The sequence below is a fragment of the Streptomyces sp. Qhu_M48 genome (genome assembly GCF_051305195.1).
Lineage (GTDB): Bacteria > Actinomycetota > Actinomycetes > Streptomycetales > Streptomycetaceae > Streptomyces.
Genome location: NZ_CP195432.1, coordinates 3,678,829 through 3,695,927, shown reverse-complemented (window position 1 = coordinate 3,695,927; position 17,099 = coordinate 3,678,829). Strand labels below are relative to the sequence as shown.

19 protein-coding genes are annotated in these 17,099 nt (G+C 72.6%); 12 read left to right on the top strand and 7 right to left on the bottom strand.

Annotated features, from left to right (window positions below; genetic code table 11):
- Window positions 1-3 precede the first annotated feature (3 nt).
- Together ACRRSS_RS16880 and ACRRSS_RS16875 are read left to right on the top strand one after the other, a co-directional pair.
- Window positions 4-1,209, top strand: a complete 1,206-nt coding sequence (locus tag ACRRSS_RS16880; protein WP_435971963.1) for a S8 family peptidase — start codon at window positions 4-6, stop codon at window positions 1,207-1,209.
- A gap of 121 nt (window positions 1,210-1,330) precedes the next feature.
- A complete protein-coding gene (locus ACRRSS_RS16875; RefSeq protein WP_435971962.1) occupies window positions 1,331-2,137 on the top strand; it encodes a YqjF family protein in 807 nt (268 codons plus the stop codon).
- 56 nt (window positions 2,138-2,193) lie between these two features.
- Here ACRRSS_RS16875 and ACRRSS_RS16870 read toward each other — a convergent pair whose 3' ends face one another.
- Window positions 2,194-2,652: an SRPBCC family protein gene (locus ACRRSS_RS16870; RefSeq protein ID WP_435971961.1), complete on the bottom strand. Its 459-nt coding sequence runs from the start codon at window positions 2,650-2,652 to the stop codon at window positions 2,194-2,196.
- A 348-nt stretch (window positions 2,653-3,000) separates the two neighbouring features.
- Between ACRRSS_RS16870 and thpR the strand changes: the two genes are divergently transcribed.
- The 8 genes from thpR (at window position 3,001) to ACRRSS_RS16830 (ending at window position 10,214) form a co-directional block, all read left to right on the top strand.
- Window positions 3,001-3,618 carry an RNA 2',3'-cyclic phosphodiesterase gene (gene thpR / locus ACRRSS_RS16865; RefSeq protein WP_435971960.1) on the top strand — a complete coding sequence of 206 codons (618 nt, stop codon included), beginning with the start codon at window positions 3,001-3,003 and terminating at the stop codon, window positions 3,616-3,618.
- 24 nt (window positions 3,619-3,642) lie between these two features.
- Window positions 3,643-4,161 (top strand): VOC family protein, encoded by a 519-nt coding sequence (locus ACRRSS_RS16860; RefSeq protein ID WP_435971959.1) that lies wholly within the window; start codon window positions 3,643-3,645, stop codon window positions 4,159-4,161.
- An 88-nt stretch (window positions 4,162-4,249) separates the two neighbouring features.
- Window positions 4,250-5,161 carry a class A beta-lactamase gene (gene bla, locus ACRRSS_RS16855; RefSeq protein WP_435975350.1) on the top strand — a complete coding sequence of 304 codons (912 nt, stop codon included), beginning with the start codon at window positions 4,250-4,252 and terminating at the stop codon, window positions 5,159-5,161.
- A 460-nt stretch (window positions 5,162-5,621) separates the two neighbouring features.
- Window positions 5,622-6,065 (top strand): DUF3995 domain-containing protein, encoded by a 444-nt coding sequence (locus ACRRSS_RS16850; RefSeq protein ID WP_435971958.1) that lies wholly within the window; start codon window positions 5,622-5,624, stop codon window positions 6,063-6,065.
- Window positions 6,052-6,564, top strand: a complete 513-nt coding sequence (locus tag ACRRSS_RS16845; RefSeq protein ID WP_435971957.1) for an RNA polymerase sigma factor — start codon at window positions 6,052-6,054, stop codon at window positions 6,562-6,564. Before ACRRSS_RS16850 ends, ACRRSS_RS16845 begins: the two co-directional genes overlap by 14 nt.
- Window positions 6,565-6,809: 245 nt before the next feature.
- On the top strand, window positions 6,810-7,241 hold the full coding sequence (locus ACRRSS_RS16840; protein WP_435971956.1) for a hypothetical protein: 432 nt from the start codon (window positions 6,810-6,812) through the stop codon (window positions 7,239-7,241).
- Between the two features lie 182 nt (window positions 7,242-7,423).
- The gene (locus ACRRSS_RS16835; protein WP_435971955.1) at window positions 7,424-8,734 is read left to right on the top strand and encodes a hypothetical protein; all 1,311 of its coding nucleotides are present in this window, start codon (window positions 7,424-7,426) and stop codon (window positions 8,732-8,734) included.
- Between the two features lie 169 nt (window positions 8,735-8,903).
- Window positions 8,904-10,214, top strand: a complete 1,311-nt coding sequence (locus ACRRSS_RS16830) for a phytase (protein ID WP_435971954.1) — start codon at window positions 8,904-8,906, stop codon at window positions 10,212-10,214.
- A gap of 227 nt (window positions 10,215-10,441) precedes the next feature.
- On the opposite strand, the gene ACRRSS_RS16825 is transcribed toward ACRRSS_RS16830, so the two are convergent.
- Window positions 10,442-11,149 (bottom strand): GAF and ANTAR domain-containing protein, encoded by a 708-nt coding sequence (locus tag ACRRSS_RS16825; protein ID WP_435971953.1) that lies wholly within the window; start codon window positions 11,147-11,149, stop codon window positions 10,442-10,444.
- A 280-nt stretch (window positions 11,150-11,429) separates the two neighbouring features.
- Here ACRRSS_RS16825 and ACRRSS_RS16820 point away from each other — a divergent pair, with 280 nt between their 5' ends.
- Window positions 11,430-11,753 (top strand): hypothetical protein, encoded by a 324-nt coding sequence (locus ACRRSS_RS16820; protein WP_435971952.1) that lies wholly within the window; start codon window positions 11,430-11,432, stop codon window positions 11,751-11,753.
- Between the two features lie 64 nt (window positions 11,754-11,817).
- On the opposite strand, the gene ACRRSS_RS16815 is transcribed toward ACRRSS_RS16820, so the two are convergent.
- The 3 genes from ACRRSS_RS16815 to ACRRSS_RS16805 form a co-directional block, all read right to left on the bottom strand.
- Window positions 11,818-12,678 carry an RNA polymerase sigma factor SigF gene (locus tag ACRRSS_RS16815; RefSeq protein WP_435975349.1) on the bottom strand — a complete coding sequence of 287 codons (861 nt, stop codon included), beginning with the start codon at window positions 12,676-12,678 and terminating at the stop codon, window positions 11,818-11,820.
- Window positions 12,679-12,806: 128 nt separating this feature from the next.
- On the bottom strand, window positions 12,807-13,244 hold the full coding sequence (locus ACRRSS_RS16810; RefSeq protein WP_435971951.1) for an ATP-binding protein: 438 nt from the start codon (window positions 13,242-13,244) through the stop codon (window positions 12,807-12,809).
- 186 nt (window positions 13,245-13,430) lie between these two features.
- Window positions 13,431-14,633 (bottom strand): PP2C family protein-serine/threonine phosphatase, encoded by a 1,203-nt coding sequence (locus ACRRSS_RS16805; protein ID WP_435971950.1) that lies wholly within the window; start codon window positions 14,631-14,633, stop codon window positions 13,431-13,433.
- Between the two features lie 107 nt (window positions 14,634-14,740).
- Here ACRRSS_RS16805 and ACRRSS_RS16800 point away from each other — a divergent pair, with 107 nt between their 5' ends.
- Window positions 14,741-15,253 (top strand): MarR family winged helix-turn-helix transcriptional regulator, encoded by a 513-nt coding sequence (locus tag ACRRSS_RS16800; protein WP_435971949.1) that lies wholly within the window; start codon window positions 14,741-14,743, stop codon window positions 15,251-15,253.
- Between the two features lie 198 nt (window positions 15,254-15,451).
- Here the strand turns inward: ACRRSS_RS16800 and ACRRSS_RS16795 are convergent, their stop codons facing one another.
- Window positions 15,452-16,651, bottom strand: a complete 1,200-nt coding sequence (locus ACRRSS_RS16795; protein WP_435971948.1) for a PP2C family protein-serine/threonine phosphatase — start codon at window positions 16,649-16,651, stop codon at window positions 15,452-15,454.
- Window positions 16,652-16,719: 68 nt separating this feature from the next.
- Window positions 16,720-17,088: an STAS domain-containing protein gene (locus ACRRSS_RS16790; protein WP_351896331.1), complete on the bottom strand. Its 369-nt coding sequence runs from the start codon at window positions 17,086-17,088 to the stop codon at window positions 16,720-16,722.
- Between the last annotated feature and the right edge of the window lie 11 nt (window positions 17,089-17,099).

Genomic DNA, 17,099 nt, shown 5'->3' with positions numbered 1-17,099 from the left:
TTCATGGCAACTCACAAGCGATCCCACGGACTTCGGAACGCGGCCATAGCCACTGGTACCGCAGCCGCGGCCGCGGCCGTACTGCTGGCGGGCAACCTCGCCGGCGCGGCCGCCCCCGCCGAAGGCACCGTGCACGGACTGGGCGCCCCGGGCGCCGTGTCCGGCAGCTTCGTCGTCATCCTCGACGCATCCGCGAACAAGGCGGACCTCGCGAAGAAGTACGGCGGCACCCTCGAGCGCGCCTACGGCTCGAAGGTCAACGGGTTCTCCGCGTCCGGCCTGTCCGTCGAGGAGGCCAAGCGGCTCGCGGCCGACCCCGCCGTCGGGACGGTCGTACAGAACAAGCGCTTCCGCATCAACGAGACGCAGGAGCAGCCCCCGTCCTGGGGTCTGGACCGGATCGACCAGGCCGTGACGGCGGGCGACCAGAAGTACACCTACCCGGACAACGGCGGTGAGGGCGTGACCGCGTACGTCATCGACACCGGCGTCCGGATCTCGCACCAGGACTTCGGCGGCCGCGCGGCCCACGGCTTCGACGCCGTGGACAACGACGACACCGCCGACGACGGCAACGGCCACGGCACCCACGTGGCCGGCACCATCGCCGGCACGGCCCACGGAGTCGCCAAGAAGGCCAAGGTCGTCGCCGTACGCGTCCTCGACGACAACGGCTCCGGCACCACCGAACAGGTCGTGGCGGGCATCGACTGGGTCACCCAGAACCACTCCGGGCCCTCCGTGGCGAACATGAGCCTCGGCGGCGGCGCCGACGAGGCGCTGGACGCGGCGGTCAAGCGGGCGATCTCCTCCGGCGTGACCTTCGCGGTGGCGGCCGGCAACGAGTCCTCCGACGCCGGCCAGGGCTCGCCGTCCCGGGTGCCCGAGGCGCTCACCGTGGCGTCCAGCACCAAGGACGACGAGCAGTCGAGCTTCTCGAACTTCGGCGCGGTGGTCGACCTGTACGCCCCCGGCTCGGACATCACCTCGGCCTGGAACGACAGCGACACCGGGGTCAAGACGATCTCCGGTACGTCGATGGCCAGCCCGCACGTGGCGGGGGCCGCGGTCCTGTACCTGTCCGCCAATCCGGCGGCGACACCGGCCGCCACGGCCGCCGCGCTGACGGGGGCGGCCACCGCGGACGCCATCAAGAACCCCGCGTCCGGCACCGCGAACAAGCTGCTCAAGGTGGGCGTGACCCCGTAGTCGCACGGCACCTCCGTCCGACCCGGCATCCGTGCCGTCGGGCGGCCCGGTGAGCAACGCAACGAGTGGCCCCCACAGCCGTGGGGGCCACTCGCGCGTCCCGATGCCGGATAATGCAGAGATGTCGCAGACGCCGCCCGCTGTGCAGCCCGAACCGGTATCGGCCGACCCACCGCACCGCACGGACCGCACCCTGCTCACCCAGTCGTGGCTCGACCTCGCGTTCGTCCACTGGGCCGTGGATCCCGCCGCCGTGGCCCCGCTCCTGCCCACCGGCACCGTCCCCGACCTCCACGAGGGGGTCACGTACGTGGGTCTCGTCGCCTTCCGGATGCACCGGGTCGGCTGGTTCCGTCTTCCCGGCCTGCCCTACCTCGGCACCTTCCCCGAGACCAACGTCCGGCTCTACTCCGTGGACGCCCACGGGCGCCGCGGTGTCGTCTTCCGCTCCCTCGACGCGTCCCGCCTGATCCCCGTGACCGTGGGCCGGTGGGCGTTCGGGCTGCCCTACGTCTGGTCGCGGATGAGCATCCGGAGCGACGGCTCCACCGTGACGTACGCCAGCAGACGGCGGTGGCCCGGCCCCCGGGGGGCACACAGCGCGCTCAGCGTCGAGGTCGGCGAGCGGATCGAGGAGCCGACGGCGCTGGAACACTTCCTGACCGCCCGCTGGGGCATGCACAGCTCGTTCCTCGGGCGATCGCTGTACCTTCCGAACACCCACCCCCGCTGGCCACTGCACCGCGCCCGGCTCCTCGCCTGCGACGAGTCCCTCCTGGCCGCCGCCGGCCTGGACGGGCCCCTCGGCCCGCCCGTGAGCGTGCTCTACTCCCCCGGCGTCCCGGTCCGCTTCAGCGGCCCGCCGCCACGACCGCGCATCGAGCCCGTACGACACCCGCCCGACGGTGACGGCTCCAACGGCGCGTAGCGCCGCTCGGCCTCAGCGGGGGCGACCGGGCTCACGGAGGAGGCGACCGGCCGGCCTCAGCGGGCGGCGATCGCCGTCTCGGCCGCCGCCTTGATGCGGGAGCCGAAACCCTCGGCGTCCTTGCGGGCGGCCGAGAGCGCCAGGCCGACGAGGAGCTTGCCGACGCCGTGGCCCTCCAGCGTGTTGTGGAAGCGGACCCTGGTCCTGCCGTCGGCGAGCGGCTCCAGGTCGTAGCCGCCCTCGCGGGCCGTCACGAGGTTCTTGGACACCTCGGCCCACCGGAGCTTCACCGGCGCCTGCAGCGCCGTGACGCGGATCTCCCTGCCGGTCTTCATCCCGGCGTCCTTGACGGTGCTCCGGAAGACGGTGCCCACGGCGGTCGGGGTGTCGGGGACCCGCTCGATCCCGAGCACCCGGGGGCTGAACTGGGGGTCGTTGCGCCCGTCGGCGAGGTAGGCGAACACGTCCTCGACCGGCCTGTCGATCTCGAACGTCGTCTCGAACTGTCCTGTCATCGCGCACCTCTGATCGGTCGATCCGCGTAGCGGCACCACGACCCTACGTGACCGCCCCGGGCAGCGCCCGCCGAGCATCGCCCTCGGCCCGGTGAGGCGGGTGTCCCCCGGCCGTGGGAACGGCTCGGATGCCGCGTACCCTCACAGCGGAACCGGGAGCCACGGGAAAAGCCCAGGTCGGCGGACGCGGGCGCCGGTGTCGGGATGGGCGCGGGCGCCGGTGCGCATGCGGGTATCGGTGTCGGTGTCGGTATGGGAGCTGACGCGGGCGCGCGTACCCGAGACGGTGCGGCCGCGCGCGTGCGGGTGGGACGGTGTGACGGTGTGACGGCGAGCGAGGAACGGGACATGACTCAGGCGCGCGGGCAGCGGACGGAGCCCGGTGGGGACGACCGGGACCGGGCGGCGACCGTCCGCGTGTTCATCGCGCTCGCCCCGCCCGACGACGCGAAGCACGAACTGGAGCGGGCACTGGGCCCCGCGTACGACGCGTACCCCCGCATGCGCTGGAACCGCATCGAGGACTGGCACATCACCCTGGCGTTCCTCGGAGAGCTCCCGGTGGGCACCGTGCCACTCCTCCGGCCGCCGCTCGCGGATCTCTCGGCCTCGCGCCGCCCCGTCGAGCTGGCGCTACGGGGCGGCGGGCACTTCGACGGGCGGGTGCTGTGGAGCGGGATCGACGGGGACCTCGAAGGACTGCACGCGCTCGCCGCCGGTGTCCGCGCCGTGGTCCAGGAGTGCGGTGTCCCCTTCGAGGACCGGCCGCTGCGCCCCCATCTGACCCTGGCCCGCGCCCGCCGCGACGATCCGTCCAGCGTGGTGGAGGTGGCGGCGGGACTCGCCGGGTTCTCCGGAAGCCACTGGCGGGCCGGGCGGCTCCATCTGGTCGGCAGCGACTTCGGCCGTGGCCCCGGACCGATCCGGTACCGCGACATCGAGTCCTGGACGTTCGGCGGGCGCTGACGACCTCTCGCCCTCGATGGTCCGGTGCCGGGCCGTCCCGGGCGTCGAGGCTGCGAGGTTGCAGTCCTGAGCGCACGCGGGGTCACCACCCGGGACGTCGACCTCGCGCACCGGGTCTCCACCGCCGTGCGCGGCCTCGGGCTGCGGGCCGAGCCCGAGATCTCCACGGGGGCTCCGCGCTCGGTCCAGCTCCTGGAGCTGGCGATCGACGCGCTCGACATCGCCGCGATCCGGCCGTTCTGGAAAGCGGTCCTCGGGTACGCGGACGAGGCGGGCGCCGAGGGCCCCTGCGATCCGCTCGTCGATCCGCTCGGGCAGGGCCCGGCGATCTGGTTCCAGCGGATGGACGCCCCGCGTCCGCAGCGCAATCGCATCCACGTCGACCTCAGCCTTCCGCACGACGAGGCGCCGCGGCGGATCGGCGAGGCCCTGGCCGCCGGCGGCCGGCTCGTGTCCGAGGAGCGGGCACCGGCCTTCTGGGTACTCGCCGACCGGGAGGACGACGAAGTCTGTGTCACCACCTGGCAGGGGCGGGACGGCTGATACGAAAGGGTCCTCGGTGAAACCGGGCAGGTGTCGCGGCGCGTGTTTCCCGGTGCAGGGATCGCTTCGGAAGGGAACAGTCTTGTCCATCGCAGATATCGCCCCGTCCCGTCGTACCGCACTCACGCTCGGCGCCGCCGCCGCGCTCTCCTTCGCCTCGCCCCTCGGCGGTACGGCGTACGCCGCCGGGCCGGGTGGCGAGGGTCTCGTCGTTCGGCTGCGGGAGCTGGAGCGGCGGCACTCCGCACGGCTGGGTGTCTTCGCCCACGACGTGCGGACCGGGCGCTCGGTGGCGTACCGCGCCGACGAGCGCTTCCCGATGTGTTCGGTGTTCAAGACCCTCGCCGTCGCGGCCGTACTGCGCGACCTCGACCACGACGGCACGTCCCTGGCCCGGCGCATCCGTTACACGGCGGCGGACGTCGCCCGTTCGGGGTACTCCCCCAGGACGGAGCTGCCCGAGAACCTCGCCCACGGGATGACCGTCGCCGAGCTCTGCGAAGCGACCCTCCGCTACAGCGACAACACCGCCGCGAACCTGCTCCTCCGGGAGCTGGGCGGGCCGACCGCGATCACCCGGTTCGCCCGGTCGATCGGCGACCGGACGACCCGGCTCGACCGCTGGGAGCCCGAGCTGAACTCGGCCGAGCCGTGGCGCGAGACGGACACCAGCACGCCCCGCGCCATCGGACGGACCTACGGGCGGCTCCTGCTCGGTGGCGCGCTCCCGCGTCCGGACCGGGAGCGGCTCACCACCTGGATGCTCGCCAACACCACGAGCGGCGAGCGGTTCCGCAAGGGGCTGCCCGCCGACTGGCTCCTCGCCGACAAGACCGGCGGCGGACGGTACGGCGGCAACAACGACGCGGGCGTCACCTGGCCGCCGGACGGGGGCCCGATCGTGCTCACCGTGATGACCACGCGGTTCACGGAGGACGCGGCACCGGTCGACCCGCTGGTGGCCGGGGCGGCCGCTCTGGTGGCCGCCGAACTCGGCTGAACGACGGGTCGCCGAACCCCGGGACGGAATCCGCTCGGATAAATGGGTTGAGCGGCGCGCCGGGCCTTCCTAGGCTGTGGGCACACGCTGAAAGGAGGTGATCCGAGAACATGGTTTCTTTTCGGATTCGTGAGGTGACTGCGGGCTAACGGCCTGCCGTCGCACACTCTGTGCACCTCGGCAGGCCACCTGCCGAAAACCACGCAGTCACCCGACCCGTGGGCCGCCGGCACATCCGGTCGGCTCCCGTCCGAACTCGAGCGGACGGGACCAAGGCCCACGGGTCGTCCGCGTTCCCGGCCACCGCCGCACCGGCCGATGTGAGGCTCCCGTCGAGGTCGGTGGAGGGCTCCCGCCGAGGTCGATGTGAGGCGGGTCACAGGGAACCTTCGGGCGGTACGACTCCTCCTTGGGATGTCGGCGCGCAGCGGCGCCGACCTCGGAACGGAGGGGGATCCCCATGGCGGTCGTCGACATCGAGCGGCCTCGCACGATCACGGGCGGGCGCGCCGTCGCCGCGCTGCTCGCCGTCCTCGCGCTGGCGCACCTCTACTGGGCCACGGGGCTGACCTGGCCCGCCGCCGACGAGCGGACGTTGTCGCTGGCCGTCCTCGGCGGTGTCGTCTCCTTCGGGCCCGCTGTCGTCCTGCCGCTCGCGGCCGTCGAGGGCTGCGCCTCGCTCGCCGTCGCGGTCCACGCGCGTGGGGGCGGTCGGCGGCGCGGCCTCCCGCGCCTCGTCACGGCCGTCGTCGCCGTCGGAATGCTGCTTCGCGGGGCGGTCGGCCTGGTGTGGATCGTCGTCGGCAGGGACGGCTCGGGGACGGCCTTCCCCTGGCTGAACGCCCTGGTCTACACACCCCTGTGCCTGGTCTTCGGAGTGGCGGCCCTGCGTGCCGCCCGCTGACCCCCTCGACCGGGGGGTCGCGCTCGTCCGGGCCGCCCGGCGCGGCGACACCCTGGCCCTGCACGACCTGCTCGACCACCTCACCCCGTACATCGCCCGGATCTGCCGGCCGATCGCGCTGGACGACGGCCCGGACGCCACGCAGGAGGCGCTGGTCGCCGTCTTCACCTCGCTGGGCTCGCTCCGGGAGCCGCGGACGCTCTACGCGTGGGTGCGCGCGATCTCCGTACGGGAGGCGGTGCGGGTGGCGAAGCGGGCGGGGCGGGCCCGGCCGGCCGAGCTCGCCGACGTACCCGAGCGGGGTGATCCACAGCTGGCCGCGGACATCGGCGACGTCCTGGCACGGCTGTCGCCCGCGCACCGGGCCGTCCTCGTGCTGCGGGACGTCGAGGGGATGGACGAGGAGTCCGCGGCGGCGCTGCTCGGCGTACCGCCCGGCACGGCGAAGTCCCGGCTGCACCGGGCCCGGCAGAGCTTCCGAAAGGCGTGGTCGGCGTGAACGAGGACAGGGCCGGGCGACCGGCGGAGGGGTTTCCGGCGGGCGTCGGTCCGGCGGATGCCGATACGGCGGGTCCAGCGGATGCCGATATGGCGGGCGACGGGGCGGTCGCCGACTCGGGCACGGCTGCCGGTGCGGACGCTGCGGCTGACGCGGGCCCTGCGGATGGCTCCATCACCGCTGCCTGCACCGGAACCGCGGATGACGCGGCCACCGCTGCCGGCCCGGGCGCTGCGGACGGTGTCGTGCTCGACGACGTGCGGCGGCTGCGTGTCATGGTCGCCGGTGTCCGGGGCGCCGCTCTCGTCGAGCGGGTGCTCCCCGCGCCGCTCCCCCGGGTCTGGCAGGTGATGGGGGACCTGGAGGGCGGCTTCGGGGAGTTCCAGCCGGACATGCGGTCGGTCCGGGTCCTGCGGCGCGAGGGTGAGCGGGTGGAGGCCCTCGCCCGCAGCCGCTTCGGGCTGCGGGCGCACTTCCACGGCGTGCTGCGCCCCGGCTGGTGCTGGTTGCAGAGCCGGTTCCTGGTCATCGGGATGGCGGCGGTCGACGAGGGCGGGCACACCCGGGTCGCGCTGACCGGTGGCGTACGGGTCCCCGGGCGCGCCGCACTCGTCCCGTTCGGCGCGCGGCGCGAGCTGGAGGAGGCCATGGCGCGCCTCGCCGCACGGGTCTCCTGACGGCCGCCCACCTCTCGGCGGGGACGATCGCTCGCGCACCGCTTCACCGCCGAACTCGCCCAGGTGTACCGGCGGAACGTGGTCCTCGTCGCGTAAATCGATCTTGCGTTCGCACTCCAGTCGTGGTCGTATGTCATGTCTTTCTCATGATCATTGCTTTGGGGGTAGAAATGACCAGAGGCATGGACCGTCGTTCCATCATCCGCGGAATGGCGACGGCCGGGGTGGGCGCCGCCGCGGGCGCCGTGGCGATGGGGAGCAGCCCGGCGTACGCGGCGGGTTCCGGGGACGACCCGTACAGCGTCGACGTCATCAGCAAGGGTGCCGACCCGACGGGTGCCACCGCGAGTGACGCCGCCTTCCGCGCGGCCGCCGCCGAGGTGCTGGCCTCGTTCCAGCCCGGGCCGATCTCGGGGGCCATCCCGAAGAAGGTTCTGGTCATCCCGCCCGGCACCTATCTCCTGACGCAGCCGGACTCGCTCCTGCCGAACGTCAACGGCGAGGGGAACGGCGGCATCGTCGACGGTGTGACCATCACCGGATACGGCAAGCGGCTGTCGCGGATCGTGTACTCGCCCGCGGCGAACGACACCACGCTGTGGACAAACTACCAGCGCTACAAGAACATCCGGATCTCCGGCCTGACGTTCACCAGCACCAACGCCACGTCCAGCTTCAACTACGCCTACTCGTCGGCCGACTACGGCGTCCAGGACACCTGGTACACCGACGTCGAGTGGCGCGGCAGCTGGAAGCGCGGCATCGGCCTGGACGGGCCGGCCACCACGTCCAACCTGAACAGCGAGATGGGCTGGGACCACTGTCAGGTCGGCGGCTCGTACTCCGACGCGTTCCTCGTCATGGGGATGACCCCGGCCGCGACGCAGCAGGACCAGTTCCTCAACTACTGGTTCCGCGACTGCAAGGTGGAGTACCAGTCCGGGGTGTTCGTGAAGAACAACCGGGGCGGCTCGATGAACTTCGTCGGCGGCTCCTACATCCTCACCGACGCCGCGTCGACCGGTACGTTCTTCCAGCTCACCGCCGACGCCACCACCCGCGCGGACTCCGTCGCGCGGCTGTACGCGCAGGGCATCCGGTTCGAGCTGCGCGGTGTCGGCCACAAGGTGATCGACTCGCAGTGGTACAAGGGCAGCATCACCTTCGTGTCGTGCGACGACACCGCTCTGAGCTTCAAGTCCTGGGCCCCGGACGCGGTGACGCACGTGTACGACTTCAACGCCAACGGCGCCCGGGGTCCGATGGTGCGTTACGAGGACTGCGGCCTCATGGGCTCCCACAAGGTGACGACGGGGTCCACCGCCACCACGAACGGCAAGGTGCTGTACGACGGTTGCCGGTTCATCGACATGTCGACCGCGACCGGGACGACCGGGTTCCTCCGCTGGACCGGTTCCGCCGCGCCCCGGTACGAGATGCGCGACTGCCTCATCGGCGCGAACTACCTCGCGGACGTGAAGAACCCCGCCTGATCACGGACGGGTAGGCAGGGGCGCGGGCCGCGACACCAGTCGCGGCCCGCGCCGTCGTTCACCGTGCGTACATCTGGACTTCGGGTCTCCGGTCGGGCGGCGGCGCCCTGCCGACACGGAGGGGCACCACGCTCACGCAGGACGTACAAACCCTGCTGAGGAGACCTGCGTGACGCGACCCACCACCGCCCGCTCTCTCGTGCTCGTCGTGACCACGGCGCTCGCGGCCGCGGCCCTGGCCGTACCGGCCCAGGCCCACCACCGTGGCTCCGGCGCCTCGCTGCCCGCCGTGACGCCCCGTGCCGAGACGCCGGTGCTGCACGACGACGACGAGGGCGGCAACGCCGACGCGGACGACCCGGCGATCTGGCGCAACGCCGCCGCCCCCGGCCGCAGCCTCGTCATAGCGACCGCCAAGGAGGGCGGGCTGCGCGTCTACGACCTGGACGCGCGACCGGTCCAGTCGATCGCCGCGCCGCCGGCCGAGGCTCCGGACGACGCCCCGGGCCGGTTCAACAACGTGGACCTCGTCCACGGCCTGCGCCTCTCCTCGGGCCGCGCCGACCTGGCCGTGACCAGCGACCGGGGCCACGACCGGCTGCGGTTCTACCGCATCGACCGCGACCGCGCGGGCGGCCCGCTCACCGACGTCACCGACCCCGCCGCGCCGGCCGTCTTCTCCCGCGACCAGGCCGAGGTCAACGACCAGCGGACCGCGTACGGCCTCGCGACCTGGACGGACCCGGCGTCCGGGAAGTCCTTCGCCCTGGTCAGTCGCCGTGAGCGGACCAGCATCGCCCTGCTGGAACTGCTCCCGGCGGCGGGCGGCAAGGTCACGTACCGCACGGTCCGCACCCTGGACCTGCCCTCCACCTTCCGGCTGCCCGACGGCACGTCGTGGGCTCCCTGCGCCGAGCCCGGCGAGCTGCCGCAGGTCGAGGGCATGGTCGTCGACCCCGCCAACGGCACCCTCTACGCCGGTCAGGAGGACATCGGCATCTGGCGCCTGCGCGCCGACCTCACCGGCACGCCGAAACTGCTCGACAAGGTCCGTGAGTTCGGCGTCCCCGGGACCTACGACGAGGAGACCGAGGAGTGCGCCCCCGGCGCCGATCCCGGCTACGGCGGGACCCGGATCTCCGCGGACGTCGAAGGCCTGACGCTGGTCACCGAGTCCGGGGGCGACGGGTACCTGCTCGCCTCCAGCCAGGGTGACAACACGTTCGCCGCCTACGACCGGGAGCTCGCGGACCGCAACGAGTACGAGGGCGGCTTCCGGGTCGCGCCCGCGGGCGGGTCCCTCGACGGGTCCGAGGAGTGCGACGGCGCGGCGGCGCTGAACGCGCCGCTCGGCTCCCTGTACCCGCGCGGGCTCCTCGTCGTCCAGGACGGGCACGACGCCCCCGGCGACGGCGACCGTCCCGCGACCGACTTCAAGTTCGTCGACCTCGGCACCGTCCTGGACGCCCTCGACGACTGATCATCGCCTCGGTCGCGACACCCCACCGGCCGCCGGGTCCTCGGATCCGGCGGCCGGTGGACTGTACGGGCCGTCCGGGCTGCCGTCGGTTCCGGGGGTCCCCCGGTGATGAGGAGCGCCGCCACCGCCTCGGCGGTCGCCGGGTGGCGCACCGTCAGGGCTTGGCCGCCGGGCGGCCGGCGCCCAGGCGTGCCCGCAGCCCAGGATCTCCGCCCGCGCGTCGCAGGTCACCCGGTGGGCGGAGTGTGCGACGGCTGCAGGACGCTGTCGGCCACGTCGAGGAGCGACTGGCCGTCCCGGGAGCTCACCTCCTGGAGCCGGGCCAGCCCCTCGGAGGCGGCGCAGTCCTCCTGAGCGGCGACGTAGCCGGCGGCCTGATGGATGCGCTCCCAGCGCGCCGCACGCGTGTCCGTGGCCCAGAGCGGGCGTCGGCTGTCGGCGCCAGCGTGCACGGGCCGCCAGCGGAGCAGGGCCTCCAGGGCGAGCCCGGCCGCGCTCTGCGCCTGGGTGATGTGGGTGTCCGTCACACGAGCGGACTCGGTGAAGTACAGACAGATCACGCCGATCGGGGTGTGCGGGGTATGCAGCGGGAGCGCCAGTACAGGCCGCGTCCCCGGGAACTCCTCGGACGGGCCGGGGCCCCAGCCGCGCGGAGGGTCGAGCAGGTCGGGGACGTATACGGGCCGCATCTCCAGGGCGGCGCTGACCGAGGGCCCCTGGGCGCGGGCGAACTGCGCGGCCTCCGCCTGCAGTGCCGACTCGTCGGTTGCGTGCAGGAGCTGCCAGTGCTCGACGCGTGGCAGCAGCGAGAGCGTCGCCCCCTGGGCGCCCAGTGATCGGGTGAAGGCGGCGCAGAGCCGGTTGGGCAGCGCGCGCCGCCCCACGGCCGCGGCGATCGAGATGTCCGGCACGATCGACAGTGGTTCGTCCAGCATGTCCTCATCCCTTTCGGTCACGCTCGGTGTCAGCGCGGCGGGCGCACCGGGCGGCGGGAGCCGGCGGCACCGGCGGCCCGGAGGGCAGAGGGATCGTCTACCACGGAAGAGCCATCTCATTCGTGGCGGGTACAACCGATTTCCGGTGGACCTCGGTGACACCGCGCCGCCGGGGTGGTGGCGGTCGTCGTCCGTCGGTACCGGACATCAGCGGCCGGGCGGGGGGTAGTCGTGGGGTATGAGCCTTCACGAAGAGAGACGAGTGGGCGAGGAGCCCTTGGTGGGTACGCGGGCCCGTGCGGACGTCGAGCTGGCCCGGAAGCGGCTGGGTGCGGGGGCGGCGGGTCCCGAGGGAGCGTCGCCCCAGTTCTCCAGCGGGGCGACGGCGGCCTTGAGTTGGGCGCTCGGCGGTGCGGAACGCTCGCCCGTCACCGGGTGCGACACCGCCCAGGAGGTCCCCGGCCTGGAGACGCTCACCGCCGAGGTGGACGCGGCCGTGGTGCAGGCCGAGGATCCCACCAGCCGTCCCGGCCCCAGGGAGTACAACCGCGGCGTGCATGCCGCGCTCGCCTGGGTGTGCGGACACAGCGAAGACGCGCCGTGACCTCCGCCGGTCGGCGGAGGTCACGGGTTCCGCCCGGACGACGGGTCCGGGCTTTCCTGGAGGGTCAGGCCTCCAGGGGGTCGAGCATGCCCTTCCGCAGACGCGCGATGGTGCGCGAGAGCAGGCGTGACACCTGCATCTGGGAGACACCGAGCCTCTGGCCGATCTCCGCCTGCGTCAGCTCCTCGACGAACCGCAGGTGGAGCAGGAGCCGGTCGCGTTCGGCGAGCCCGCCCAGCAGGGGGGCGAGGTCGTGGACGTCCTCGAAGAGTTCGAGCGCGGGATCCTCCGCTCCGAGGATGTCGGAGAGCGTGGCCCCGCCGTCCTCCTCCTCGCCGGCGACCGCCGCGTCGAGCGAGGTGGAGTTGTACGCGTTGGAGGCGACCCTGGCCTCGATGACCTCGTCCTCCGAGAGGTTCATCAGCGCGGACAGCTCCGCGACGCTCGGTGCCCTGCCGAGGCGGGAACTCAGCTCGTCGGTGGCCTTGGCCAGCTCCACCCGGGCTTCCTGCAACCGGCGCGGTACGTGGACCGCCCAGGAGGTGTCCCGGAAGAACCGCTTGATCTCCCCGACGATGTACGGGACGGCGAAGGTGGTGAACTCGACCTCGCGCGAGAGGTCGAACCGGTCGATGGCCTTGATCAGACCGATGGTGCCGACCTGGACGATGTCCTCCATCTCGTGGGCGCGGGAGGCCCGGAACCGGCCGGCCGCGTAGCGCACGAGCGACATGTTCATCTCGATCAGCGTGTTGCGCGCGTACTGGTACTCGGTGGTGCCCTCCTCCAGTACCGCCATCCTGTCGAAGAACACCCGCGACAGCTCCCGCGCGTCCTTCGGCGCGACCTTCCGTGGAGCTTCGACGACGGGCAGAACCACCGTCTCCTCGGTCCGGTCCTTGATCTCCGTCGGCACTGGAGCCAGCACTCCGACCACCCCTCCTACAGTGACAACCTGTCTTCCTCCGAGCGGCCGCGTACCCCGACTCCCGGAGCCCATGCCTGCGTGATCCAGAAAATTTCCGTCGAGCGGCGGCACGCGGAGGGGCGGGCTCAGGTGAGGCGCAGGCGGGCCTTGACCCGCTTGCCCGACGGGAGCGGCTCCACGCTCACGCTCTCGCACACGGCGACGAGGATCTCGACCCCGTGCTGGCCGATGCGGCCGGGGTCGTGGCCCCGGGGAACCGGCGAGGTCTCCGCTCGGTCGTACACGGAGATCTCCAGGGCGTCCTCGAACAGTTCGAGCAGCAGGCCGCAGGGCCCCGGCGCGTGGCGCACCACGTTGGTCACCAGTTCGCTGACCACCAGCCGTGCCACGTCGACGCATGCGCGGCTCACCGGCGGCCCCTGTGCCGCCGCCGAGGCGGTGAGGAAGTCCGCGGTGACATCACGGGCTGAGCCGATCATGCCGTGGTCGGCTCCGTCGTAGTCGACAGCCACGGACCGCACCGGCCCCCGGGTCGCCCGTTCTTCAGTGATCGCGTCCGTCATAGACCCTTCCTCCCCCCCCTCACACGGCTGCGTGCCATGCTTCCCTCTCGTAACGCGCTCTTCCCTGCTTCGCGCGTTCCATTCTTCCGTGGCAGAGAGTAAAGCGTACGTACCGGACCGCCTTCCTGGCGGGGGGATGACGGAATCGTTTCCTCGCGTCTCTCCGAGGGGTCCTCCCGTGCCGCGTCAGATCGTCCGCGCGTCCTCGTCCGCCGGCTCCCGCCGCTCGGCGCCGGGGCCGCGGCCGTGCCAGTCGAGACAGAGCACGAGGACGTGGTCGGGCATGGTGCCGGGTGCCTCCCGCAGCGCCCGCACGACGGTCTGGGGCGCGTCCCGGCCGGGGACGTTCCGGGTCCGGTCGACCGCCGGGCCGACGGAGCGGTCGAGCGCATCGTCGTCGCCGTCAGGGGTGTCCTCGCCCTGGTCGCACGCCACGAAGACCAGCCGGTCGCCGGGGAGGACGCTCAGGCGCTGGGTGGCGTAGACGGTGTCCTCGAACATCCCGAGGGGCAGTTGGCGCTCCAGCTCGATCCGCTCGGTCACGCCCCCGCGCAGCCGCCAGACGGTCGGCGAGCCCGCGTCGACGACCCGCACCTCGCCGGTGGGACGGGCGAAGCTCAGCAGAAGGGCGGAGAGCGATCTCTCCCCCCGGTGCTGCCCGTACAGCGCCTGGTCGGTGAGGCTCGCCTGGCCGACCAGATCGAGTCCGGCACGGCGGGCGTTGCGGAGCGCGTTCAGGGCGAGGTTGCTCACGAGGGCGGACCGCGTGCCGGGGCCGGTGCCGTTGGCGACGACCAGCGTGAGCTCCTCCTCCGTCACGCACCAGTCCAGTACGTGCCCGCCCGAGGTGTACGAGGGCTCCCAGTAGGCGTGCAGGTCGAACTCGGCGCCTGTGCACGACCGTCCGGGGAGGACGCCCCACTGCATCTCCGCGGCGACGCTGAGGGGGCGGGTCCGGCGCGTCCGGCGGTACAGATCGGTGTGCCGGTCGGCGACCCGCAGCGCGTGTCCCAGCGTCTCGGCGATGTGCACGAGATCCTCGATCGACCCTGGTGTGGTGGCCCGGTCCGAGGGCAGGACGACCACGAGGACGCCACACCGTTCGCCACGAACCGTCACAGGAAGGAACGCGGTCGCCGTAGGCCCGTCACCACCGGAAAGATATGGTTGCTGTGTGGCGAAGGCGCGACCCGCGGGCCCTGACCCCAGGGCCACGTGCTGCACCCCGGTCCGAGCCTGCACGGGTTCGACGGGGCGCAGTGACGTCAGCCCGTAGTCGACGAGCAGCAGGTCGACGGAGAGTGCGGCGACGTGCCGCGCCAGATTGACACGGAGGGAGTCCAGAAGCCGGTGTGGCGGCGCCCCGCGCAGCGCGCGTTCCGTGGTCACGCGTCGATCCACCGTATCCGTACCGCCTTCTGGAGAGATGTGGAGATGACCGGCGAGTCGCAAGGCCGAAGTCCTCGGCCCCGGACGTCTGAGGAGTGTCGGTAGCGATGCCCATGAACCCCGCCCCGTCCCCGGGGGAACCGCAGGAGACGACACAGGCCGCCCGCGAGCTCATCGAGCTTCTCGAGGTGCTGTGGGAGCGCGGCCGGGACATGGTGTCGTCGACACCGGTCTCGGCCACTCAACTGCGCGTGCTGTACAGCCTCGATCGCGAGGAGGGCATCAGCCTGCGCACCCTGGGCGACCTGCTGGGCTCCGCGCCGCCGTCGGTGAGCCGGATGTGCGATCGCCTGGAGGCGCTGGGATACGTGCAACGACTGCCCAGCTCCGTCAGCCGCCGGCAGCTCGAACTGCACCTGACCGCGCGCGGCAAGGCGTACCTCCGCGACCTCCGGGTCCAGCGGGAGGAGGCCCTGCTGACCGTCATCTCCGCGATGTCCCCGGCGAGCCGCAAGGCGCTGCTGCGCGGGCTGAGCGGGTTCCAGGACGCCTTGGGCGAGGATTCCGCCTCACCTGGCAGACGCTCGGACGCGCCGCTGAAGGACATCCGGACCGCCTGACGTCTGCGCGCCGTCCGCTCCGGCCGGCCGCGTGCCCCATGTCCCACTCGCCACCCTCTGGTCACCTGCTACGTGTCTCCCCCGGGCACGAGCCAGGTGTTGCCTCAAGGATACAGTTGCCACACGGCAACTGTGGACACGGGTGGTCCACCGTCACGGCCCCGGACGGGACACGGGGACGCGAGGGGACGGACGGGGTCAGGAGCCGGCGGACTCCGGGGTGACGGAGCCGGTCGAGCCCTCCCGCCCCCGCCAGTCGAGACAGACGACGAGCGCGTCGTCCTCCAGCGGATTGGCGCCGTGATACGCGGCGAGTTCTCGCAGGACCGCGCCCGGTACCTGGGTGGGCGGCAGCAGCCTCGTCGCGGTGAGCGCGCGGGCCAGCGCCCGGTCTCCGTAGCTCTCCCCGTCGGGTGAGGAAGCGTCGTACACACCGTCGCTGCCGAAGAGCAGCCGGTCCCCCGGACGCACCGTGAAGCGCTGGGGGACGTAGACGGATTCCTCGAACATGCCCAGGGGCAGCTGGGCCTCGAAGGAGACGGGCTCGACGGAGCGGTCCCGCAGTCGCCACAGGCGGGGCGAGCCCGCGTCCACGGCCTCCACCTCCCCCGTGGCGAGGTGGAAGCGCAGCAGGAGGACGGAGACGAACGCTCCGCCGCGGTACTGCGCGTACACGGCCTGGTCCGCCAGGGCCGCCTGGTCCGCGAGGCCGAGGCCGGCCCGACGGGCGTTACGGAGCGCGTTGATGGCGAGGCTCGTCAGGAGCGCGGCCTCGATGCCCTCCCCCATGCCGTTGGTGACCGTCAGGGTCAGATGGTCGGCCGAGGCCGACCAGTCGTAGTTGTCCCCGAAGATCGCGTAGGCGGGCTCCAGGTGCGCGCCGAGGGCGAACTCGGCCCGGGCGCACGAGCGCCCCGGGAGGAGTTGCCACTGCATCTCGGCCGCCAGGGTCAGGCGCGCGGCCCGCCGTGCCAGGTCGTACAGATCCGTGTCGCGCTCCGCCACGAGGATCTCGTGGCCCAGGGCCTCGCAGATCTGCCACAGGTCGGGCAGCAGCCGCGCGAGATCGCTCCCCGTCGACAGGGCCACGGTGAGGACGCCCATCCGCTCGCCCCTGACGGTGACCGGCAGGTGCGCCTCCACGGCGTCGACCTCATGGGTGACGTACGGCTCCTGGGCACCGAAGGCACGCCCCTGGGGACTGTCGTGGATCAGGACCGCCCGTGCCGCGTGGGGCGTGTCCCCGACGAGCTGGAGCGAGCGCAGTCCGTAGTCGGCCAGCCGGAGCTCCACGCGCCGCGCCCCGCAGTGCTCCCGCAGAGCCTCCTCCACGACGCTCACCAGCAGGTGCGGAGCGGCGAGCCGCAGCGCCCGCTCGACGTCGGCGATCTCTTCCACGTGCTCCCGTTCCTCCTCGTGCCTTCGGTGCGGTCCTCTCCCCGGGCGGGACCGCACCGGCCCTTCGTCTACGCGGCCCGGTCCACCGCGACCAGCGCCTCCGCCACGTCGGCGTGCAGAGGCGTGGTCATCGTCAGACCGGTGATCTCCAGGATGCGCCGCACGGCGGGGGCGGGCGCGGCGAGATGCAGGTCACCCCCGGCTTCCCGGGCCTCCCGCGCCGCCCGGATGAGGACGTTCAGTCCGGACGAGTCCATGAAGTTCAGAGCGGTGAGGTCGAGGACGAGGTGGCGTCGGCCGTGCAGGAACTGGTTGGCCAGGTGGTGATGGAGCAGTGTGGCCGTGTCCAGGTCGAGTTCGCCGCCGACGGTGAGCACCGCCGTGCCGGCGTCGCGGGTCTCCACCTCGACGTCGAGGTTCACTTCTCGCTCGGTCATGTTTCCCTGCT